This window comes from Actinoplanes sp. NPDC051537 (genome assembly GCF_055586105.1).
Map to the genome: position 1 here is coordinate 23,330 of NZ_JBVJIU010000012.1, position 21,591 is coordinate 44,920.

Annotated in this window: 17 protein-coding genes; 7 read left to right on the forward strand and 10 right to left on the reverse strand. The window is 71.4% G+C overall.

Annotated features, from left to right (window positions below):
- Positions 1-10: 10 nt before the first annotated feature.
- Positions 11-532 carry a GNAT family N-acetyltransferase gene (locus ACZ6TB_RS28125; RefSeq protein WP_465558690.1) on the reverse strand — a complete coding sequence of 174 codons (522 nt, stop codon included), beginning with the start codon at positions 530-532 and terminating at the stop codon, positions 11-13.
- 332 nt (positions 533-864) lie between these two features.
- Here ACZ6TB_RS28125 and ACZ6TB_RS28130 point away from each other — a divergent pair, with 332 nt between their 5' ends.
- Entirely contained in the window at positions 865-1,638 is a 774-nt protein-coding gene (locus tag ACZ6TB_RS28130; protein WP_465558692.1) for a DedA family protein, read from the forward strand.
- Here the strand turns inward: ACZ6TB_RS28130 and ACZ6TB_RS28135 are convergent.
- Positions 1,568-2,968, reverse strand: a complete 1,401-nt coding sequence (locus ACZ6TB_RS28135) for an NAD(P)H-quinone dehydrogenase (RefSeq protein WP_465558694.1) — start codon at positions 2,966-2,968, stop codon at positions 1,568-1,570. The two genes, ACZ6TB_RS28130 and ACZ6TB_RS28135, sit on opposite strands and share 71 nt — an antisense overlap.
- Positions 2,969-3,066: 98 nt before the next feature.
- Between ACZ6TB_RS28135 and ACZ6TB_RS28140 the strand changes: the two genes are divergently transcribed.
- Complete coding sequence (locus ACZ6TB_RS28140; protein WP_465558696.1) at positions 3,067-3,528, forward strand: gamma-glutamylcyclotransferase; 462 nt, start codon at positions 3,067-3,069, stop codon at positions 3,526-3,528.
- Here ACZ6TB_RS28140 and ACZ6TB_RS28145 read toward each other — a convergent pair.
- The 4 genes from ACZ6TB_RS28145 to ACZ6TB_RS28160 all read right to left on the reverse strand — a co-directional run bounded on the left by ACZ6TB_RS28145 (position 3,525) and on the right by ACZ6TB_RS28160 (position 6,972).
- Entirely contained in the window at positions 3,525-4,508 is a 984-nt protein-coding gene (locus ACZ6TB_RS28145; RefSeq protein ID WP_465558698.1) for a GNAT family N-acetyltransferase, read from the reverse strand. The two genes, ACZ6TB_RS28140 and ACZ6TB_RS28145, sit on opposite strands and share 4 nt — an antisense overlap.
- A gap of 59 nt (positions 4,509-4,567) precedes the next feature.
- Positions 4,568-5,305 carry an SCO6745 family protein gene (locus ACZ6TB_RS28150; protein WP_465558699.1) on the reverse strand — a complete coding sequence of 246 codons (738 nt, stop codon included), beginning with the start codon at positions 5,303-5,305 and terminating at the stop codon, positions 4,568-4,570.
- Between the two features lie 109 nt (positions 5,306-5,414).
- Entirely contained in the window at positions 5,415-6,374 is a 960-nt protein-coding gene (locus ACZ6TB_RS28155; RefSeq protein ID WP_465558701.1) for a hypothetical protein, read from the reverse strand.
- On the reverse strand, positions 6,343-6,972 hold the full coding sequence (locus ACZ6TB_RS28160) for an MBL fold metallo-hydrolase (protein ID WP_465558702.1): 630 nt from the start codon (positions 6,970-6,972) through the stop codon (positions 6,343-6,345). Before ACZ6TB_RS28160 ends, ACZ6TB_RS28155 begins: the two co-directional genes overlap by 32 nt.
- 108 nt (positions 6,973-7,080) lie before the next feature.
- On the opposite strand from ACZ6TB_RS28160, the gene ACZ6TB_RS28165 reads away from it, so the two are divergent.
- Entirely contained in the window at positions 7,081-8,121 is a 1,041-nt protein-coding gene (locus ACZ6TB_RS28165) for a DUF4349 domain-containing protein (RefSeq protein WP_465558704.1), read from the forward strand.
- A 243-nt stretch (positions 8,122-8,364) separates the two neighbouring features.
- Here the strand turns inward: ACZ6TB_RS28165 and ACZ6TB_RS28170 are convergent, their stop codons facing one another.
- Complete coding sequence (locus ACZ6TB_RS28170) at positions 8,365-9,609, reverse strand: amidohydrolase (protein WP_465558706.1); 1,245 nt, start codon at positions 9,607-9,609, stop codon at positions 8,365-8,367.
- Positions 9,610-9,849: 240 nt separating this feature from the next.
- Entirely contained in the window at positions 9,850-11,412 is a 1,563-nt protein-coding gene (locus tag ACZ6TB_RS28175) for an acyl-CoA mutase large subunit family protein (protein WP_465558708.1), read from the reverse strand.
- Between the two features lie 205 nt (positions 11,413-11,617).
- Here ACZ6TB_RS28175 and ACZ6TB_RS28180 point away from each other — a divergent pair, with 205 nt between their 5' ends.
- Together ACZ6TB_RS28180 and ACZ6TB_RS28185 are read left to right on the forward strand one after the other, a co-directional pair.
- Positions 11,618-13,510: a serine/threonine-protein kinase gene (locus tag ACZ6TB_RS28180; protein ID WP_465558709.1), complete on the forward strand. Its 1,893-nt coding sequence runs from the start codon at positions 11,618-11,620 to the stop codon at positions 13,508-13,510.
- Between the two features lie 18 nt (positions 13,511-13,528).
- Positions 13,529-15,166, forward strand: coding sequence for a phospho-sugar mutase (locus ACZ6TB_RS28185; RefSeq protein WP_465558711.1), 1,638 nt, complete (start codon positions 13,529-13,531; stop codon positions 15,164-15,166).
- A 12-nt stretch (positions 15,167-15,178) separates the two neighbouring features.
- Here ACZ6TB_RS28185 and ACZ6TB_RS28190 read toward each other — a convergent pair whose 3' ends face one another.
- Positions 15,179-15,865, reverse strand: a complete 687-nt coding sequence (locus tag ACZ6TB_RS28190; protein ID WP_465558713.1) for a GOLPH3/VPS74 family protein — start codon at positions 15,863-15,865, stop codon at positions 15,179-15,181.
- Between the two features lie 211 nt (positions 15,866-16,076).
- Between ACZ6TB_RS28190 and ACZ6TB_RS28195 the strand changes: the two genes are divergently transcribed.
- Positions 16,077-17,081 (forward strand): hypothetical protein, encoded by a 1,005-nt coding sequence (locus tag ACZ6TB_RS28195; RefSeq protein WP_465558715.1) that lies wholly within the window; start codon positions 16,077-16,079, stop codon positions 17,079-17,081.
- A 20-nt stretch (positions 17,082-17,101) separates the two neighbouring features.
- Positions 17,102-19,942, forward strand: coding sequence for a stealth conserved region 3 domain-containing protein (locus ACZ6TB_RS28200; RefSeq protein ID WP_465558717.1), 2,841 nt, complete (start codon positions 17,102-17,104; stop codon positions 19,940-19,942).
- Positions 19,943-19,963: 21 nt separating this feature from the next.
- On the opposite strand, the gene ACZ6TB_RS28205 is transcribed toward ACZ6TB_RS28200, so the two are convergent.
- Positions 19,964-21,574, reverse strand: coding sequence for a stealth family protein (locus ACZ6TB_RS28205; protein WP_465558718.1), 1,611 nt, complete (start codon positions 21,572-21,574; stop codon positions 19,964-19,966).
- Positions 21,575-21,591 lie beyond the last annotated feature (17 nt).

Consider the following 21,591-nt stretch of genomic DNA (forward strand, 5'->3'; position numbering starts at 1 on the left):
AGATGCGGCGTCAGGCCGTGGGAAGCCAGAAACGGAGCTTCTCGTCGAGGCGGTCGTGGAGGACACCGCCGTTGCGTTCGATCGTCCGGCGGGACGCGATGTTGTCGCGGTCACACGTGATCAGCACCTGGGGCAGACCCAGCGACGCCGCCACAGGCAGCGCGGCGGCCAGCATCGCGCTGCCGTGCCCGCGGCGGCGCGCCGACGGGCGTACGTCATAACCGATGTGGCCGTTTCGTTCGCCCACGCGGCCCGGACCGAGGCGATGCCGGATGGCCAGGCGGCCCAGATAGTCGTCGCCCGCGACCCACCACAGGGTCGTCGTCGGCACCGGCCACGTGCGGCAGTCGCCGAGGAAGGCGACGAACCGCGCGAACTCCGCGGCGTCGTCCCAGGCCTCGCCGTAGGTGCGGATGTGCTGGCCCAGGTTGGTCCGGTCGGACGGCAGGCCGCGGCCCTCGGCGCGATGCTCGGCGACGGCCCGCAGGAACGACGCGTGCACGTCGACGGTGGGCGCTACCAGCGAAGGCACGCGCCCAGCGTAGGCCCGAAAGGGGTGGGCCGTCGGTACGGGACCTACCGACGGCCCGGGCCGGCACACCGAGAACGGGGGACCCGGCGTCTCCGGCAATCTCACGGTACGCCGACGAGAGGCGAGCGAAAAACTCGCTGTGCGCGCTGGGATGAAATCGGGGGAAATAACCGGCGCGGGTCCGCGGGGGTTCGCCGCCGAGACCGAGACAATACCGTGTCAGGCATCACCGTTCCGCGGCCCTGATCAGGGCGCATGCTGTAACACAGCACTTTCTCAGGTGAGCCGGTCGACAATGTGGCGAGCCCTGAAGCCGTGAGGTGGCCGAACCGATGACCGAACTGCTGACCATGATGGCCACACCCGTGTGGGCATACCTGGCGCTGTTCGGATTCCTGACGATCGACGCCATGGTTCCGGTCGTGCCGGTGCAGGCGATCATGATCACATCCGGCGCGCTGACTGTCTACGGCAACCTTGATCTTGCGCCGGTGATCCTCATCGGGGCCGCCGGCATGTTGGCGGGCGACTCGATCGCGTACTTCCTGGGTCGCTCCACCGGGCAGGTCGGGCGGGGCTGGCTCGGCTCGTTGCGCGCCCGCTGCGCCCCGAAGCACGACGACGCGACCCCGCGCGAGATTTCCAAGACCCGCAAGGCCGCGGCCCGCTTCACCAGGGGGCTGCGCAAGCCGGGACCCCTGGTGCTGCTGTTGTGCCGGTTCGTTCCCGGCGGCCGGATGGCCGCCGGTTTTCATGCCGGTCGCACGGGCTACCCGCTGAAGCTCTTCGCGCTCTACGACGGGGCCGCCGCGCTCTGCTGGGCGGGCTACGGCGGCCTGGTCGGGCACGTCGGCGGCACGGCCATCACGCAGTCGGCCTGGCGGCTCTTCGCGATCGCCGCCACCGCCGCGGTCGTCTTCGGCACCGCCGGCTGGATCCTCGCGCTGTTCGGCGGCCGCAAAGAGGCCGAAGCAGAGGCCAAGACCGAGCTGGCCGTCGAGCGGGCGGCGGCCGAGACCGCCGCCGAGGCCGACGTTATTGCAGCTCGTGCTGCATCAGCTGACGGGCAGCTTCCGCGATCGACCCCGACAACGACGGGTAGATAGTGATCGTGTGGGCCAGCTGGTCCACGGTCAGGTTGTTCTCGATCGCCATGGTGATGGGCAGGATCAGCTCGCTCGCCTTCGGCGCCACCACCACGCCGCCCACGATCTGACCGGTGGCCGGCCGGCAGAACAGCTTTACGAAGCCGTCGTGCAGGTCGGCCATCTTGGCCCGGGCATTGCCGGTCAGCGGCAGCATCACCTGGCGGGCCGGGGTGCGGCCGGAGTCGACCTCGTTCTGCGAGACGCCGACGGTGGCGAGCTCGGGGTCGGTGAAGACGTTGGCCGAGACCGTGCGCAGCCGCAACGGCGCCACCGCCTCGCCCATCGCATGCCAGATCGCGATCCGGCCTTGCATGGCGGCCACGCTGGCCAGCGGCAGCACACCGGTGCAGTCGCCGGCGCCGTAGACGCCGGGCACGTTGGTACGCGAGACCCGGTCGACGGCGAGGTAGCCACCGGGCCCGACGTCGACGCCGTACTCCCGCAGGCCGAGCTTGTCGGTGTTGGGGATGGCGCCGACCGCCATCAGCGCGTGGGAGCCCTCGACCGTACGGCCATCGGAAAGAGTGACCAGGACGCCCGCGCCCGTGTTCACCACCGACTCGGCGCGGGACTGGTTGAGGATCGTCATGCCCCGCTCGCGGAAGACGCGCTCGATCGCCATCGCCGCGTCGGCGTCCTCGTGCGGCATGACCCGCTCGCGGCTGGAGACCAGCGTGACCTTGGTGCCCATCGCCAGGTAGGCGCTCGCGAACTCGGCGCCGGTCACGCCGGAGCCGACCACGATCAGGTGCTCGGGCAGCTCGGTGAGGTCGTAGACCTGCCGCCAGTCGAGAATGCGCTCGCCGTCGGGCCGGGCCGTGGCCAGCACCCGCGGCGTGGCGCCGGTCGCGATCAGCACCGTCGAGGCCTCGATCGCGTACATCTCGCCGCCGTCCGGCATGACCAGCACCTGGTGGGTGTGGCCGAGCGTGTCCTCGCCGAGCAGCGCCCGCCCGTGGATGACCTCGACGCCCGCCTTGATCAGCTTGGCCTGGATGTCGCCGGACTGGGCCAGCGCCAGCTTCTTGACCCGGTTGTTCACCGCCACCGCGTCGACCGAGACACCCTCGAGGCCGGCCGAGCGGATGCCGAACCGGTCGTTGTGCCGGTAGCCCGTCATGACCTCGGAGCTGGCGATGAAGGTCTTGGACGGAACGCAGTCGGTCAAGACGCAGGCTCCGCCCGGACCGTCGGCCTCGACCAGCGTGACTTCCGCGTCGAGTTGGGCCGCGACCAGGGCCGCCTCATAGCCGCCCGGTCCCCCACCGATGATCACGATCCGACTCACGACGTTCCCCTCCGTATACCGGCGCAAAACCGGTGGCTTGTGCCGACACGCACTCCTTGTATTCTCCACGACCGCCGAGTGCGGCTATCGTCATCGCCGTGCGTCATTACGCCGCGTATGGCTCAAACCTCGACCCGGCCCGCATGCGGGCCTACTGTCCGCACTCGCCCATGGTCGGCGTCGGGTGGATAGAAGGCTGGCGCCTGACCTTTGCCGGTGAGGGGGAAATGGGCTGGGAGGGCGCGGTCACCACGATCGCCGAGGCACCCGGCGAGCGCGTCTTCGTGTCGCTCTACGACGTGCATCCGTGGGACGCGTCACAGTTGGACGAAGTCGAGGGCGTGACCGCGGGGGCGTACCAGAAGCTCACCGTGCGTGTATCAACGCTCGAAGGCGAGTTCAGCGCCTGGGTGTACGTCTACGACGGTTACGAGGGTGGCCTGCCGACCGCGTGGTACCTCTCCGAGATCGCCAACGCCGCGGAGAAGGCCGGCGCGCCCGACGACTACGTCGAGGATCTGCGCCGCCGCCCGAGCCGCACGTCGACGCCCGAGGTCTAGACCGGCCGCGCGGTCACGTACGTGCGATAGATGTTGGCCTCGTACATCGGGGTCATCCCGATCGCGCGATAGAGCTGGGCGGCCCGGGTGGGGTTCTGCAGATCGACGCCGAGCCCCGCCGACACCCGGCCCTTGGCGGCGTAGACGGCGAACGCGCGGCGCAGGAGCGCCTCACCCACACCCCTTTTCCGGTACGGACGGAGCACGGCCAGCCGCTTGACCCATCCCTCGTTGTCGTCCAGCCCCGCGTCCGACGACTGCAACGAACCGACCACGCGGCCGTCGATCTCGGCCACGAACCATTCGTCGTACGAGATCGAATGCTCGTGATCGACCTGCTGCCGCCAGGTCTCGTAGTCGACGCTGAAGTGGTCGGTGTCCCGGAACGCCTCCTGGATCACGGCGTGCAGCGCGCGCAGGTCGGCCTCGTCGTCCCCACGAACCGGCCGCAAGGTCACCCCCGGCGGCGGCTCGGGCGCGGTGTGCGGGAAGCCGTCGAGCGACATCCGCATGCGGGCGTGCTGCTTGAGGAAGACGAGCCCGGCCTCGGTGAGCGCATCGATGTAGGGCTGCTCGGTCGGGATCGCGCCGGCGCGTACCTCATAAGGGTCGTGGCCGAGCTCGCCGGCCCGCTCCTCCATCCGGTCGAGCATCAGCGCCAGCAACGGCCGCAGGGCGGGCACGCCGCGCTGCGGCCAGACGAAGACCTCCAGGAAGTCGCGGTCGCCGCCGGTCGGGTTGCTGGCAAAGGTCCAGCCGACGATGGCGCCCTCCGCGTCGACCGCGAGCCAGCTGTCCCGCTCGGGGTCGGTGTGCGGCTCGGTGAGCCTCTCCCGCACCTCGTCGGCCGTGAAGTCGGGCTCGCCGATCGCCGCGATGTCGCTGGCGTGCACCAGCGCGAGAATCTCGGTCACGTCGTCGAGCGTCGGGCGGCGGGTGGTCCACCCCACGGGCAGCGAGGTCGTCGCGGCGGCGGTCATCGAAGCATCGGACCACGAATGCCCCGCCGCGTCGACCGAGTTTCGCGCTCGCGCCGAACCTAGCGGGCGAGGCGCTGGCTGAGGGACTCGAGTAGGCCGACGAACTCGATGCGCTCGGCCATGTCGAGGGTGCCGTAGGCCTGGCCGGCCACGGCGTCGGCGACCGAGTCGGCCCACATCAGACGGCGGACGATCGGGCCGGCCGCCGGGTAGGGCGGCTGCCAGCCGAAGGCGACCGCGCCGGTCTCGCCCTCGGGGCCGGCGATGATGGCCTGCAACGGCGTCAAACCGCTGGCCCGTACGGCGAGCAGGTGCACACCGAGCCGGTGCTCGTGCAGCAGGTGCAGGGTCACCGCGGCCCGCGCGCCCGGCGCCTGGTCGGGCACCGGCATCGCCCGCCACGCCGCGAAGAGCGGCAGAGCGGCGTGCTCGACCGCGTCGACCACCCGGCCGGCCAGCTCGAGCAGCCGCCCCAGGCGGGGGAAGCCGCCGATCTGCTCGATGCCCCACTTGCACAGCTCATGCAGGTGCCAGGTGGCCACCTCGACCGGCGCGGAGGTCTTGGCGGTCGCCTCCCAGCCGTCGATCACGGCCTCGGGGGCGATGAAGCCGATCGCCGCGGCGACGGTCTCGGGTCGTACGTCGCCGAGTGCACCGGCTCGCGCAGACACGTGGTACGCCCAGCCGGAGAGTCCCAGAAGCCGCGCCCGGCGCAGCGTCTGCGGTGACTCGGCGAAGGCGCCGACGATCGTCGCGAGTCCCGTTCTGGCGTTGGCGGCAGCCTGTTCGGGGGTCACGCGCCGATTGTGCTCTTCCGCGTCCGATTCGGAAAATATTCTTGGCGTCCCGACGCGAAAGTCGACTTTAGTCCGATTTTGGGTGGCGGGCGGGGCGGTTGGATGGAGATCAATCCGGCTCGTCCGATTCAAGATCTTCCAGAGCGGCCTGTACGTCGCCGACCTGTCGCCGGGCGGCGGCGGTCTCGCGTTCGGCGGTTCGCCGGGCCTGCTTGCGCCGGGCCACATCGGCCTGGGCCTCGGTGCGGCGCCGTTCCAGCTCGGCCAGTTCGGCATCCAGGTCCTCGACCAGGTGCTCGGCCTCGCGCTCGGCCACCTCGGCCCGTTCCAGCTGCTCGTCGGCCCGCTTCTCGGCGGCCTGGGCGGCGCTCAGCTCGCGGCGCAGCGTCCGCTGCTTCTGCTCGAACTCGCGACGGTGACGCTCGGCCGCGGCCCGCTCCCGGGCCGACTGCGGGAACTCGACGACCTCGCCGGGCTCTTCCTCGCCGTCCGCGTCGGCGTCCGCGTCCAGGTCCAGATCATCGCCGGACGAGATCAGCCGCAGGCGGGGGCGGGGAACTTCGCCGAAGCCCGCGTACGCCGCGGCGCGGATCAGCCGGCCGGTCCGGATCTGGGCGGCGATCTCCGGCTCGGCCAGCGCCGCGGTCAGCGTCGACTCCACCTCGGCCAGCGGCAGCTTCGCCCCGGGCTCGGCGGCCAGCGCCAGCCGGCGGGCGGCGTCGACCAGCGCCGTGACCACCTGCCGCCGCTGCGCGGTCAGTTCGCGCAACTGCCCGCCGTCGAGGCCCCGCTGGGCGTCGCGCAGGGCCGAGGAGAGCTCGACCAGCTGGTCGATCAGCTCGGGCCGGCGCCGGGCGAGCAGGTTGACGACCCAGGCGGCCACGGTCGGCTTCTTCAGGGCGGCCAGCCGCTTCGCGGTATCGCGGTCGCCGGCCTTGCGTGCCTCGTCGACGGCCGCGGTGCGGGCCGCCACGAATCCCTCCGGCGGCTCCTCGTACAGCCGCTGGATCAGCTCGTCGGTTGCGCTGCTCGGCACGTTAGATCGTGGTCCCGGGCGCGACGTGGGCATAGCTCGTGCCGGAGAGCCGGGCGAGGTGGCCGTCGGAGATCTTGGCGCCGGTCTCGGTCAGGAGCGCGTCGTGCAACGCGTACGCGCGGCCGGGTTTGACCGCCCGGACGAAGTCGATGGATTCGGCGAGCTTCATCCACGGAGCATTCAACGGCGCGAAGAGCGTGTCCACGACCGTGTCCGCCGGAACGGTGAACGAGTCGCCCGGGTGATAGACGTTCGTCTCGTTGTCGGCGATGAGATAGGCCAGGTTCGCGATGCGCGGAATGTCGGAGTGGATCACGGCATGGTGACCCCCATGCGCCCGTACGCGGAAACCGGCCGTCTCGAAATTCTCACCGGGCGCCACCGCCGTGACGTCACCGAGGGCGGCGAGTTTGGGCAGCACGTCGGCGTGGGCGAAGATGCGCAGCCCCGGACGCCGGGCCGCGGTATCGGCCACCGCCGCCAGATCGAGATGATCCATGTGCTCGTGGGTGATCAGAACGGCGTCCGCACCGTCCAGCGCGGCACGCTCGCTGAACTCGCCCGGATCGACGACCAGCACTCCGTCGCCCTCGATCCGGAGGCAGGAATGCGTGAACTTCGTGATGCGCACGGGACTCCTCCGCTGCCGATTCGTAACCGCTCATTCTGCAGTCTGCCGGAACCGGGAAGTGCATGCCGCACGTCCCAGGTGCACGCCCAACGGGGATGGGAGAAAATCGTGCGCGTCACCCATAAGAGAACGACATTCCTACTCGCCACCGCGGTCGTCGCGGGCATAGTACTGAGCGGCTGCGGCGCCAGTTCCGGCGACAGCTCCTCCAGCAGCAATGGCGGCGGCATGGCCGACAAGGCCGCGGCGCCACAGGCCGCCGCGCCCGAGGCCGGTGGCGCCGACGCGGCCAAGGCCGAGGGCGGCGCCGCCACCGGCCAGGACACCCCGGCCCAGGCGCCGGACCTGGCCGTCGACCAGCGCTCGATCATCTACCGCGGCAGCATCTCGGTGCGCGTCAAGGACGACGTCAACGCCGCGGCCGGCCAGGCGACCGGCATCGCCAACACCGCCGGCGGCTTCATCGGCGCCGACAACCGCACCAGCAGCACGGCCGGCTCGGGCACGGCCACCATGACGCTGCGGGTGCCGGCCGACAAGTTCTCCACGGTCGTCGACCAGCTGTCCAAGTTGGGCACCGAGGAACACCGTGAGATCAACACCGAGGACGTCACCGAGCAGACCGTCGACCTCGACGCCCGGATCCAGGTGCAGCAGGCCCGGGTGGACAGCGGCCGCAAGCTGCTGGCCCAGGCCAAGTCCCTGAACGACCTGGTGATGCTGGAAAAGGAGGTGGCCTCCCGGGAGTCCGACCTGGCGTCGCTGCAGGCCAAGAAGCGCCGCCTGGCCGACCTCACGGCGCTGTCCACGATCACCGTGACGTTCCTCGGCCCGGTCGCCCCCGGCCCCAAGGCGGCCGACGACCAGCCGCCCGGCTTCCTCGGCGGCCTGGGCGCGGGCTGGCACGCGCTGCTCGCCTCGCTCAAGGTGCTGCTAACCGTGCTGGGCGCGCTGCTGCCGTGGCTGATCGCGCTGGGCCTGCCGATCTGGGGCCTGCTCTACCTGTACCGCAAGCACTGGCGGGGACGGCCGCGGCTGGCTACGGCCGGGACGCCCTTGCCGGTCTTCCCGCCGCGGCCCGGCCTCGGGGCGCAGCAGCCGACATCGGCGCCGCCGGCGTCTGGGCCGGGGGACGAGAAGAAGAGCTGAGACCCGCCCGACGACGCTCGCCGGGCCGCCGTCGGCCTGCTCTCGGCCCACCCTCGTTTGGGTGGGCTGAGAGTACGGCCGAGCTACGACAGTTTTCCGACGCTGTCCACAGGCGGCGGTTCGGCCGCCGCCGGCATCTGCCGACCGTCGGCTTACCGCGGCCCACCCTCGTTCGGGTGGGCCGAAAATACGGCCGAGCTACGACAGTTTTCCGACGTTGTCCACAGGCGGCGGGCGTCCGGGCTAGAAGGCGCCCGTCGAGAGGGCCGCCAGCGCCGTGTGTACGAAGACTCGCAGGCCGTACCCGATGGCTCGCTCGTCCACGTCGAAGTCGCCCTGGTGCAGATCGTGGCGCTCGGTCGAACCAGGCACGCCGGTGCCCAAGCGGATCATCGCGCCGGGCACGTGGTCCAGGTAGAAGGCGAAATCCTCGCCGCCCATGCTGATCTCGGCCTCGACGACTCGGTCGGGGCCGAGCGCCGCGCCCGCCGCGCCGGCGATGACGGCCGCGGCCATGCGGTCGTTGATCACCGGGGGGACGCCTCGGTGGTACGTCACCTCGGCCTCGGCGCCGGTCGGGGCGACCACCTCGCGGATCAGCCGGGTGACCAGCTCGGGCGCCTCCCGCCAGGCCTCTCGGCTGAGGATGCGGACCGTGCCGGACGCCTCGCCCTCGCCCGGGATCGCGTTGAACGCCTGCCCGGAGTGCACCGAGCCCCAGACCATCGAGACCCCGGCGCGCGGGTCGATCCGGCGGTCGAGCAGCGCCGGCACGTCGACGATGACCCGGCCCAGCGCGTGCACCAGGTCGGCCGTCAGGTGCGGCCGGGCGGTGTGCCCGCCGGGGCCGGTGAGCCGGACCCGGACCGTGTCGGCGGCGGCCGTGAACGGGCCGGAACGGACCCCGACCAGGCCGGTCGGCAGCTGCGGGTAGCAGTGCAGCGCGTAGATCGCCGCGACGTCCTTGAGGGCGCCGGCCGCGATCACCTCGGGCGCGCCGGACGGGATCTGCTCCTCGCCGGGCTGGAAGATCAGCCGGATGCGGCCGGGGAGCTCGAGCTGGGCCAGCGCCAGGCCGAGGCCGAGCAGCACGGTGGTGTGCACGTCGTGCCCGCAGGCGTGCGCCACCCCGTCGACGGTCGAGCGGTAGGGCACGTCCTTGAGGTCGGGCAGCGGCAACGCGTCGAGGTCGGCCCGGAACGCGATCACCCGGTCGCCCTCGCCGATGTCGCAGATGACGCCGTTGCCCTTGGGCATCAGGCGCGGCGACAGGCCGGCGACGGCCAGCTCGCGGGCGATCAGCGCGGCCGTCTCGAACTCGTGGAAGGAACGCTCCGGGTGGGCGTGGATGTGCCGACGAATCGCTACGAGCTCCGCGCCGCGAGTGGCGAGCCAGCGGTCGAGCTGGCCGGGCAGGGGCTCGGCGCCGGGCAGCGGCCCGGGCCACTCCGTCTGAGCACCCGAGGGCGCCGTCAGAGCAGTAGTCACGTCGGTTTCCGTATCACTCTCGAAGTTTTGTCGCGTTTTCTTGACGCGCGACAGCTTAGACCCATTTTGGTGACGCTGTGCAACGTCATTCCCGTATGCGCCGCATTGCGCTGGGTCACGAATTCCCTGATAGAGAGGTGGGTTGATGCTCGGGGTGTCGTCCCGGCGAAGCACTTGTCCCATCACCTCCTACAACGGGTAACGGATCGTGGAGGTGATGACCCACACCTCGAGTCCGTCTCAGAAGCGCTCCACCGGGTGGTGGACGCCCCACACGCCACGCAACGTGTGGCATACCTCGCCCACGGTGGCACGCAGCCGCAACGCCTCTTTCATCAACGGTAGGACGTTCTCCGTGCCCTGTGCCGCCTTCGCCAAATCGGCCAGGGCGGCCTCGACGGCACCGTTGTCGCGATTCGCCCGCAATTCGGCGAGTCGCGCCACCTGGGCGGCCTCGATCGCGGGGTCGACCCGCAGCGGCTCGTACCGCTCCTCGCCCTCGATCGCGAACCGGTTGACCCCGACCACGACCCGCTCGCCCGAGTCGATCTCGTTGGCGATCCGGTACGCCGAGGTCTCGATCTCCTCTTTCTGGAAGCCCTGCTCGATGGCGTCGACGGCCGAGCCGTACGAGAAGACCCGCTCGATGAGCGCGACGGCCTCCCGCTCGACCTCGTCGGTCAGCGCCTCGATCGCGTACGAGCCGGCGAAGGGGTCGACGGTGCCGGTCAGGCCGCTCTCGTAGGCGAGCACCTGCTGGGTGCGCAGGGCGAGCCGGGCCGACTTCTCGGTGGGCAGGGCGAGCGCCTCGTCGTACGCGTTGGTGTGCAGCGACTGGGTGCCACCGGCGACCGCGCCGAGCGCCTGGATCGCCACCCGCACCAGGTTGACCTCCGGCTGCTGGGCGGTGAGCTGCACGCCCGCGGTCTGTGTGTGGAATCGCAGCATCAGCGACTTCGGGTCCCGGGCGCCGAACTCCTCGCGCATGATCCGGGCCCACATCCGGCGGGCCGCGCGGAACTTGGCGATCTCCTCGAGCAGCGTCGTGCGGGCCACGAAGAAGAAGGACAGCCGGGGCGCGAAGTCATCGACCGCCAGCCCGGCCGCGAGCGCCGCGCGTACGTACTCCATGCCGTTGGCCAGCGTGAACGCGATCTCCTGCGCCGGGGACGCACCCGCCTCCGCCATGTGATAGCCGGAGATGGAGATCGTGTTCCACTTCGGGATCTCGGTGCGGCAGTACGCGAACGTGTCCGCCACCAGCCGTAGCGAGGGCTTGGGCGGGAAGATGTACGTGCCGCGGGCGATGTACTCCTTGAGGATGTCGTTCTGGATCGTGCCCTGCAAAGACGACCCGGGCACGCCCTGCTCCTCGGCCACCAGCTGGTAGAGCAGCAACAGCACCGAGCCGGGCGCGTTGATCGTCATCGACGTGGAGACCTGGTCGAGCGGGATGTCGTGGAACAGCCGCCGCATGTCGTCGATCGAGTCGATGGCGACCCCGACCTTGCCCACCTCGCCGTGCGCGATCGGGTCGTCCGAGTCGTACCCCATCTGGGTCGGCAGGTCGAACGCGACGGAGAGGCCCATCGTCCCGGCCGCCAGCAGCTGGTGGTAGCGCGCGTTGGACTCGGCCGCCGTGCCGAAGCCCGCGTACTGCCGCATGGTCCAGGGGCGTTTGGTGTACATCGTCGGATAGACACCGCGGGTGTACGGAAACTCACCCGGCTCGCCGATTCGTGAAGCGGGCACGTCCTCGGGACGGTAGACCGGCTTGATCTCAAAACCCGACTCTGCGTTCACCCGTTGATCCTAAGGCTTCGTTCAGCTCGGCAGCGTGAGGACTTTGGCACAGAGAGTCCGATATCAGGCACCGAGCGGGATCCGGCGGTCACGGTCGGTCGAGATCGGCGGAACAACCGCGTCGCGACTTTCAAACAGGGGTGCCTTACCGGCAAGATAGCGGGGTTGGTCGACGGCCCCCTACACCCCCTCGGTGGCATCCTCAGTGACTCAGATTCCGACGTGGAGCGGCGGCAACAACGCTCCCACCAGCGGACGCGCAGCTCCGGGCACGCTCATCGGCGGGCGCTACACACTGCGCGCGGCGGTGGGGCACGGCGGCATGGGCACGGTCTGGCGCGCGGCGGACACGCTGCTGCGCCGTGACGTGGCGATCAAGGAGGTCATCCTCCCGCCCGGCCTGGCCCCCAGCGACCGCGACTCGATGTACGAGCGCACCATGCGCGAGGCCCGTGCGGCGGCCGCGCTGCAGCATCCCGCCGTGGTCCAGGTCTACGACGTCGTGCACGAGAACGGCCGTCCGTGGATCGTGATGGAGCTGCTCGACGCCCGCAGCCTCGCCGACATGGTGATCGAGGACGGGCCGGTCACGCCCCGGGTCGTCGCCAAGATCGGCATCGCGCTGCTCGGCGCGCTCGAGGTCGCCCACGCGCACGGCGTGCTGCACCGCGACGTCAAGCCGGCGAACGTGCTGATCTGCTCCGACGGCCGCTGCGTGCTGACCGACTTCGGCGTCGCCCGGATGCCGACCGACATCCAGCTCACGACGCCGGGCATGGTGCTGGGCTCGCCGCACTTCATCTCGCCCGAGCGGGCCATGGGCAGCGACTTCGGCCCGCCGAGCGACCTGTTCTCGCTGGGCGTCACGCTCTTCACCGCGGTCGAGGGCCGTCCCCCGTTCGACAAGGGCGACCCGATCGAGACCATGCACGCCGTGGTCGAGGACCCGCCGGCCCCGGCCGTGCGGGCCGGCTCGCTCACCCCGGTGCTGATGGGCCTGCTCGAGAAGGACCCGGCCCGCCGGATGGACGTGCAGACCGCGCGCACGATGCTGCGGCAGCAACTGGCCGGGCCGCTGGCCAGCAAGGCCCCGCCGCACATGATGACCGACCCGTACTCGGTGGTCCCGGCCCAGCGTCCGCCGGCCGCGCCGATCGAGACGCAGCAGCTCCCGCCCCAGCCGAGCGGCCAGATCGGCGGCCGGGCCATGCTCCCGCCGGGCCAGTCGCTCACCGACCACCTGGCCAAGCTCCAGCAGGGCAACGCCGCGCCGGCCGGCGGCCGGCGGCGCGCGCCCGATCCCGAGGGCGCCCCGACCGGCATGATGCCGGCCATGCCGGCGGCCGGCGGCGACACGACCAGCGTCCTGCCGCCACGCGAAGCCTGGAACGGCGCCCGCGCGGCCCGCGAGCCCGCCGGCAGCGCCGGCCGCAAGCAGTCGATCGACAAGGCGCTCGGCTCGGTCAAGGCCGCGGCGTCCAAGACGGTCGCCACGGTTCAGCGCTGGCCCCGCAACAAGCAGCTGATCGCCGGGGGCGGCGCGCTCGCCGTCGTGGTCGTGCTGGTGCTGGTCTTCTCGCTGGCCGGCGGGGGCGGCGCCAAGAACACCCCGCCGCCGGACGCGCTGCCCGCGGGCAACCAGGACACGGCGCCCGCGTTCGAGACCCAGCAGTACAACGACCGCGGCATCACGGTGAACGTGCCGAAGGGCTGGACCCGCAAGGCGGCCGGCTCCTGGGTCGACTACGCCGACCCGCAGGACGCCAAGCACAAGGTCCGCATCCTGGTGGAGAACTCGAAGGCGACGCCCTCCGCGTTCCTCGGCATCGCCGAGAACACGCTGAAGACGAAGTCGACGAACTGCCCGAAGCCGTACGCCCGGGTCAACCTCGACAAGACCACGATCTCCGGCAAGGACGGCGCGGTCCTCGAGTACACCTGCGGCACCGGCGACGACGGCCGCCACGGCCTGTGGGGCGCGGTGGTGACCGGCGGCAAGGCGTACTCGTTCTACATGACCTCGACCGAGGCGCAGTTCGGCGACAGCAAGCCGATCTTCGACGAGATGATCAAGACTTACACCCTCTCCGCCGCCTGACCGTGCTATCAATCCCAGATGGCACCTGACGAACTCCGGGAAAAAGCCGAGGCCTGGCTCGCCGACGACCCGGACCCGGCCACGAAGAAAGAGCTTCGCGAGCTGCTCGACGAGCTGCCTGGCACCACGGAGGAGCTCCGGGACCGGTTCGCCGGCCCGCTGACCTTCGGCACGGCTGGGCTGCGTGGGCGGCTGCGGGCCGGGCCGAACGGGATGAACCTCGCGGTGGTCACCCGGGCCGCGGCCGGCCTGATCGCCTGGCTGGCCGAGCAGGGCGGCGACGGCCCGCTGGTGATCGGCTACGACGCCCGGCACGGCTCGAAGGCGTTCGCCGAGCGCACCGCCCAGGTCGCCACCGGCGCGGGCCGTACCGCGCTGGTCATGCCGTCGACGCTGCCGACCCCGGTGCTCGCCTACGCGGTGCGGGCGCTCGACGCGGTGGCCGGGGTCATGGTCACGGCCAGCCACAACCCGCCGCAGGACAACGGCTACAAGGTCTATCTCGGCCGGCAGCTCGGCGGCCCGGGCGGGGACGGCGCGCAGATCGTCCCGCCGGCCGACGCGGGCATCGAGGCGGCCATCCGGGCGGTCGGTCCGATCGCGGGGGTCAAGCTGGGCGGTCCCGGCACGGTTCTCGGCGAGGACATTCTCCAGGGGTACGTGCGAAGCGCCGCCGCCGTGCTGACTCCGGGCGGCCCGCGCGACCTCGTCACGGCCTACACGCCCATGCACGGCGTCGGCGGGGGCACGCTCGCCGCCGCGTTCGCCGCCGCCGGGTTCCCGGTCCCCGCCGCCGTGGCCGAGCAGGCCGAGCCCGACCCCGAGTTCCCGACGGTCGCCTTCCCCAACCCGGAGGAACCGGGCGCCATGGACCGGCTGCTCGCGCTGGCCGGCTCGAACCACGCCGACCTGGCGATCGCCAACGACCCGGACGCCGACCGGTGCGCGCTGGCCATCCCGGCCGGCGACGGGTGGCGGCCGCTGCGCGGCGACGAGCTGGGGGTGCTGCTCGCGGACCACCTCATCCGGCGGGGCATCCCGGGGACGTACGCGACCACGATCGTCTCGTCGCAGTTGCTCGGCCGCCTCTGCGCCGCCCGCGGGGTGCCCTACGCCGAGACGCTGACCGGGTTCAAGTGGATCGTCCGGGCCGCCGAGGAGCTGGCGTTCGGCTACGAGGAGGCGCTCGGCTACTGCGTCGCCCCGGCGCTGGTGCGCGACAAGGACGGCATCACCGCGGCGCTCACCGCGGCCGAGCTCGCGGCCGGCCTCAAGGCCGAGGGCCGCACGCTCGCCGACCGGCTGGACGAGCTGGCGGCCGAGTTCGGCGTGCACGCCACCGACCAGCTCTCGGTACGGGTGGACGACCTCGCCGAGATCGGAGCGGCGATGGGCCGGGCCCGTCAGGCCCCGCCGACGAGCCTGCTCGGCCACCCGGTGACGGCCGTCGACGACCTGCTCCCGGAGAACGACGTGCTCACGCTCAGGACTGCCACGACCCGGGTCGTCATCCGGCCGTCGGGCACCGAGCCGAAGCTCAAGGCGTACCTCGAAGTGGTCGAACCGGCCATGGGCGACGTCGCCGCCGCCCGCACCCGCGCCGCGGCCGCCCTGCAGACCCTCCGGCAGGAGATCGCCGCGACGCTGGGCGTCTGACGAGCTGGGCGTCTAAAGAGCAGGCTTGGGCGCGCCGAGCGCGGCCGAGATCGCCCGGCCGAGGGTGGCCACCACGAGGGCGACCGCCGGACGGACGATCGAGTCCTCGAGATCGATGGTGCCGGAGAACCCGGCGCCGGTGGCGATCTGCTCGAGCCGCTGGTGCGCCCGGGCCGTCTCGTCGGCCGACAGCCGCAGTGCCGGCTCCATCCGGCACACGCTGAGCAGGGTGGCCAGCGCGGCCGTCCGCTCGTCGCAGATGCTCTCGCCGGTCAGCGCGTCGGCCAGCCGGCGCCGGATCTCGGCCTCGTACGCGGGGTCGGTCGTCGGGTAGCGGTGGACGTGGATGTATTCCATCTGGGTCTCGTCCACGTCCTTGACCACGCCGCGGGCGATGAGGTCTTCCAGCACCCGGGTGCGCAGCCGGTGCCGGAGCCGCTGGAGCCACTGGGCCGGCGTGTGCGGCTCGTCCCCGGCCGCCTTGGCCAGCACCGTGTCCGCGATCGCCTCCCCGGTCGGGGTCGGGTCGAGAACCTTGAGATAACCGTCGACGTACGCGACCCGCCCCGCGAGAGCCAGGTCGACCAGCACGCCCGCGGCCATGCCGAGGTCGAGCCCGATGCGGGAACCTGTCGCCTTGCCGGTCTGGTCGTCGTAGGCGAGAAGGAGCAGTTCCTCGGCGAGCGGAATGGTGGTCATGGAAACACACGATAGTTTCCCAAGTCACAGTCGCCGAGAGGCAGTCGCTCAGAACGGTCGCTCCGTTCGGCTGATCGAGACCTTCCTCACCGTACGTGATCGGATTGATGGCCTTCAGATCGACAGCAAGTTAAATTGACGGGTACCGGAGGCTGCACTATGGTTTCCGCCTTGCACCAGCAGGCATTTCCCTGAGGAGGAGTAGGCGTCGATGTCGGTCGACTCCGCACGCAAGCTCGCCGCCCGCTCGCTGCGCCGTCTTCCCCAGGCCACGGTCGTCGCCCGCCGCCTCGACCGCACCTTCACCCCTCGCGTCGACCGGCTGCGCGACGAGCTCCGCCAGCAGCGCGCGCCGCTACGCAAGGTAACCAAGGCTCTGTCCGGCGATGTGGTCGCCGACGCCCGCCTCGCCGCCGTTCTCGACGGCCGCACGCTGAACATCGACATGCACGTCCCGACGATCCCCTTCGATGACGCGCTCGCGGCCGAGCTGCACGCCGTGCGCGGCCGCCACCACCGGGTCGTCCCCGCCCGGCTGCGGCCCGGCGCCGACGGCACGCTCTGGGTCGAGGCCACCGCGCTTCTCGACGACAACCCCGGCGGCTTCGCCCTGCGCTCGGGCACCCAGTGGCAGCTCGAGGTGGCGGTGACCACCAGGTCTCGGGGCGAGCAGGTGCTCAAGGTCCTCGGCGGCCGGCAGAACGCGGGCACCCGCGGCCTCACCGTCCCGTCCCCGCCGCACCCCGAGACCGGCCGCCGCTACAAGGTCCGGGTCCGCCTCTCCGGGCGGCTCGCCATCACCGTCGTCGCGCCGGAGCCGGTCGCCGAGGTGAGCCGGCTCGACCTCGACTGGCTGGTGTCCTCGCTCGAGGTGCGCCTGGTCGGGCGGGCGCTGGCCGGGCCGGCGACGATCGAGGTCGTCAAGCGCGGCGGCACCGCCCAGATCAGCGTGCCCACCGAGCGGACGGCGCCCGACCGGGTTCGCTGCGACCTCCCGCTGGCGCAGATCGCGAAGCTCGGCGGCGGCGCGCGCCTCTTCCTCCGCAGCGGCGGCCGGCGCCTGCGGGTCGGCCGCGAGCTGCACGACCTCGCAAACGCCGGAAAGGTCATCCGGCCCACGCCGGCCATCGTCTGGACCGCGCCGGGCAAGGTCGTCCGGGTCGAGGCCACGTTCTCCCAGGCGGGTGCGCTCACGCTCGCCTGCCGCCACCTGTAGGAACCGACGAACGGCAACGCATGAAGATCACGTACCTGCTCACCTGGGCCGATGCGATGGGTGGCACCGAGCGCACCATCCTGCGGCAGGCGAGCTGGCTCGCGGAGCGGCACGAGGTCGAGGTGCTCGGCGTGTTCCGCACCCGCACCAAGCCGGCGTTCGAGTTCTCCGACAAGGTGCGCATGCGTTTCCTCGTCGACTCCCGCGGCGGCACCCAGCGCCCGGTCCGGCGCAAGCTCGACGAGGAGGTCAGCCGGGTCCTCAGCGCCTCGACCAGCCAGCTCGTCAAGCCCGAGTGGGAGGGCGCGTTCAACGCGCTGACCGACCTCGAGCTGGAGAGCGCGCTGCGCGAGACCAACGCCGACGTCGTGGTCTCCACGACCCCGGCGCTGATGGCGGTGGCCGCCGCCCTGGTGCCGCGCCGGGTCGTGCTCGTGCACCAGGAGCACCGGGTCGCCGAGCTGCGCGCGGCCTCCGGCGAGCCGTACGGCCTCCACTCGGCCCGGATGGACGCCATCGCCGTGCTCTCCGAGCGCACCCGCCAGTGGTTCGCGAGCCGGCTGGGCGAGGCCGCGCCGCGCCTGCCGATCATTCCGAACGCGATCGAGGGCGGTTACCGGCCGCGGTCCAGCCGGCTGAACAACACCGTGATGATGGCCGGCCGCTTCACCAACGAGAAGCAGTTCGACCACGCCGTCACCGCGTTCGCCCAGATCGTGCCCGACCACCCCGACTGGCGGCTGCGCATCTTCGGCGACGGCGATCACCGGATCGTGCAGAAGCACATCAACGCCATGCGCCTCGGCGAGAACGTCGAGCTGATGGGCCCGAGCTTCGTGCTCGACCAGGAGTGGTCCAAGTCCTCGATCGCCCTGGTCACGTCCAAGGTGGAGTCGTTCGGCCTGACCCTGATCGAGGCGATGGGCGCGGGCGTCCCGGCGGTGTCCTACGACTGCCCGAACGGGCCGCGCGAGGTCATCGAGGACGGCGTGACCGGCCTGCTGGTCCCGGCCGACAACATCGACGAGCTGGCGTCCTCGATCCGCAAGCTGATCGAGAACGTCGAACTGCGGCACGAGATCGGCGAGCGCGGCCTGGCCGCCGTCGAGCGCTACTCGGTCGACGTCGTGATGCCGCAGTGGGAGGCGCTCTACACCGAGCTGCTCGCCGGCCGCGACACGCGGGGCTGGGTCGAGCGGCGCAGCGCGGCGCAGGCCCTCCAGCTGGCCCAGGAGTCGACCGCGGTCACCCTGGTCGCCGACGCGCCGCCGGCCACCGGCACCGCCGAGGAATGGGCGGCCCGGGTGCACGCCGCCCATCCGCGGCTGGTCTGGACCGGCTATCAGCTGACCCGGCTCGACGACGACCGCACCCCGGTCGAGGTCGCGCAGGACAACGCCGACCTGGTGGCCGAGGCGTTCGAGCGGGCCGGCGTGCCGCACTTCTTCGTCCGGCAGCCGACGCCGACCTTCCGGGTCGCGGTGGCCGCCGACGAGCGGGACAACGCGCTGGCCGCCCTGGCCGCGGCCTTTCCCGACCGGCCCGTCTACGTCGAGGCGCTCGACCAGACCGGCCGGCCCACGGGCGCGTGGCCGGCCGCGATCTGCACCACGGTGGACGAGGTGCGCCAGGCGCCGGCCATCCGCGTCTTCGCGCCCGTGCTCACCACCTCGCGGACGCTGCGCACCGGTGCCGCGTACGGCTGCAACGTCGGCTTCTGGCTGACCGCCGACGACGGCGACGACCTGGTCGTGCCCGGCGGCAGCGTGCTGGGCGTGCGGGTCACGCCCGACTCGATGACCCCGGCCACGCTCGAGGTCGGCGAGCGGCGGTACCGCACCATCGAGCCGTTCACCCGCACGCTCGGCGGTGAGTTCACCGACCCGGTCGACGTGGTCTACACCTGGGTCGACGGCGACGACCCGGACTGGCAGCGGCGCAAGGCCGCCTCGCAGGGCATCGCGCTCGAGGTCGACGACGCCGTGCACGGCGACGGCCGGTTCCGGTCGCGCAACGAGCTGATGTACTCGCTGCGCTCGATCGACACGTTCGTGCCCTGGGTCAACAAGATCTGGATCGTCACCGACCGGCAGACCCCGGACTGGCTCGACCTGTCCCATCCGCGGGTGCGGGTCGTCGACCACGCCGAGATCTTCGCCGATCGCTCGGTGCTGCCCTCGTACAACTCGCACTCGATCGAGACCCAGCTGCACCACATCGAGGGCCTGGCCGAGCACTTCCTCTACCTGAACGATGACGTGTTCTTCGGCCGGCTGATCGGTCCCGACCGGTTCTTCGCCGAGGGCGGGCTGACCCGCACGTTCGCGAGCCCGACGGCGATCCCGTTCACGCCGATCTCCGACGATGACGAGATCTTCGCGGCGGCCGCCAAGAACAACCGGGAACTGCTCGAGCGCGCGTACGGGCGATCGCTGACCCACGCCTTCCTGCACGCGCCGCACCCGCACCGCCGCAGCACGCTGGCCGCGATCGAGCAGGAGTTCGCCGGCGCCTGGCAGACCACCGCCGCGGCCCGGTTCCGCACCCGCGACGACATCTCCCCGCTGTCCTCGTTCGCACACCACTTCGGGCTGATGACCGGGCGCAGCGTGCCCGGCACGATCCGGTGCGGCTTCGTGAACGTCAGCCTCGAGACCCAGCTGCCCAAGCTGCAGTGGATGCTTCAGCGGCGCTTCCACGAGGTGTTCTGCCTGAACGACTACCACGACGGCGACGTGCCGCCGGAGAACCAGCACCGGATCATGGAGGCGTTCCTGAGCGCCTACTTCCCGATCCCGAGCCAGTTCGAGCGAGGCAGCGCCCGCAACGCGGCCGCGGCCGCCCGCGGCTATCTCTCGTAGGGCGCTATCTCTCGTAGGGCGCTATTTCTCGTAGGGCGACGTGAACGGGAAGTACGCCGGCAGGAAGCGGGCCAGCGCCTCGAGCTGCTCCTGAGCCTCGGCCGGGTCGGTGTTGGTGTCGTTGAGGCAGAAGATCTGGTGGTGCCGCTTGCGCAGGGCGTTGGCGAGCCGCTTGGGCAGCAGCGGGTCGGTCAGGTCGCGGTACATCGACTGAACCTCGCCGACCACGGCCCGGCCGGTCGCGTACGACCAGTGCTGTTGCAGCGACGAGAGCAGCGAGACGTCGCCGGGGTGCCGGAACTGGTGCGCCGCGGTCGCCGCCACCTGCTCGGCGCAGCGCTCCTCGATCTCGGCCAGCACGCTGCGGCGCGCGGCGTGCGGAATGTGCTTGATCTTGAAGGCGAGGAAGCGGCCGAACTCGCGCTCGATGATGGCGCGGTTGTTCTTCCCGGCCGACTGCACCGGCGGCTCGTCGGCGGTCGGCGGCCCGGCGTCGATCCGGCGGCGGGAGAGGTAGATCCGGGTCTGGCCGCTCGGCGTGAAGAAGAGCCCGGGCGGCGTCGGCCGGCCGAGGAACACGTCGTCGTTGGTGTAGATGAAGTGCTCGGCCAGGCCCTCGATGTGGTGCAGCCGGGTCTCGATGGCGTGCGAGTTGAAGGTCGGCAGCTTCCCGGCGCCACCGAAGATCTCCTTGTGGCTCACCACGGTGATCTGCGGATGGGCGGTGTTCAGCCACTCCGGCACCTGGTCGTCGGTGACCAGGAAGATCCGCCGGACCCAGGGCGCGTAGAGGTGCAGCGAGCGCAGCGAGTAGCGCAGCTCGTCCCGGGACAGGTACCGCGAGCTGTTGGCGGCCACCTGGTTGCCGGTGGCCCAGCCGTTCTCGGCGAGCGCCGCGTTCTTGCGGGCCAGCCAGGCCGGGTCGCCACCGTCCACCCACGTGTAGACGACGTCGATCGGGAAGTCGATGTGCTCGAACGGCGGGGTCAGGAACGGCTGCCGGGTGCGATAACGGCGACTCTTCCCGTACGGGCGGAAGTCCCCGAATGTGCTCTCATCGGCCTCGACCTCGGCGTCGCCGGGCCGCACCGCCTCGACCGACGCCTGGTACCGGGGCGCCTCGAGCCGGCCGTCGCGCTCGGACCAGAACTCGATCTCGCAGGCGTACTCGACACCCATCAGCAGCTGGTGCTCGGGATCGGTGACCGGCCAGTAGGCGGCAATCCCGACGGGATCGGGCTCCGCCTCGTCCACCGGCCTTTCCCGCGGCGCCACCTCGTCCTCGCCGAGCACGATCGGTGCGATCTTGGCGCCCGCCATCGCTTCCTCGGTCCGCGCCCGGTGCGCCTCGGGGACCGCGACCACGGTGTGCGTCAGGCTCGCGGTCGGGACACGGAAATAGGGCACGCCGGCCGCGTCGAGGGCGTCGACGACCCGGTCGAGGTTGGCGGTGCGGACCGAGAACGGCGAGGCGTGCGGATCGGTGGGCGCGGCCTCGAGCTCCAACTCGATCGGGTCGGGCTCGCGCACCTGGCGGACGGCCTTCTTGCGTACGCCGGCCGGCAGTGCCTTATAAATCAACGTGCGGACCGGTCCGGGCACGGCATTCCGCACCACGCGCAGCAGCGGCACCCTGTTTCCCTGCCCTT

Excerpts from the sequence above, each read along its gene's own strand:
- ACZ6TB_RS28195 (WP_465558715.1), top strand. The coding sequence starts at position 16,077 with ATGTCGGTCGACTCCGCACGCAAGCTCGCCGCCCGCTCGCTGCGCCGT.
- ACZ6TB_RS28185 (WP_465558711.1), top strand. The coding sequence starts at position 13,529 with ATGGCACCTGACGAACTCCGGGAAAAAGCCGAGGCCTGGCTCGCCGAC.
- ACZ6TB_RS28145 (WP_465558698.1), bottom strand. The coding sequence starts at position 4,508 with ATGACCGCCGCCGCGACGACCTCGCTGCCCGTGGGGTGGACCACCCGC.
- ACZ6TB_RS28155 (WP_465558701.1), bottom strand. The coding sequence starts at position 6,374 with ATGCCCACGTCGCGCCCGGGACCACGATCTAACGTGCCGAGCAGCGCA.
- ACZ6TB_RS28130 (WP_465558692.1), top strand. The coding sequence starts at position 865 with ATGACCGAACTGCTGACCATGATGGCCACACCCGTGTGGGCATACCTG.
- ACZ6TB_RS28190 (WP_465558713.1), bottom strand. The coding sequence starts at position 15,865 with ATGACCACCATTCCGCTCGCCGAGGAACTGCTCCTTCTCGCCTACGAC.
- ACZ6TB_RS28200 (WP_465558717.1), top strand. The coding sequence starts at position 17,102 with ATGAAGATCACGTACCTGCTCACCTGGGCCGATGCGATGGGTGGCACC.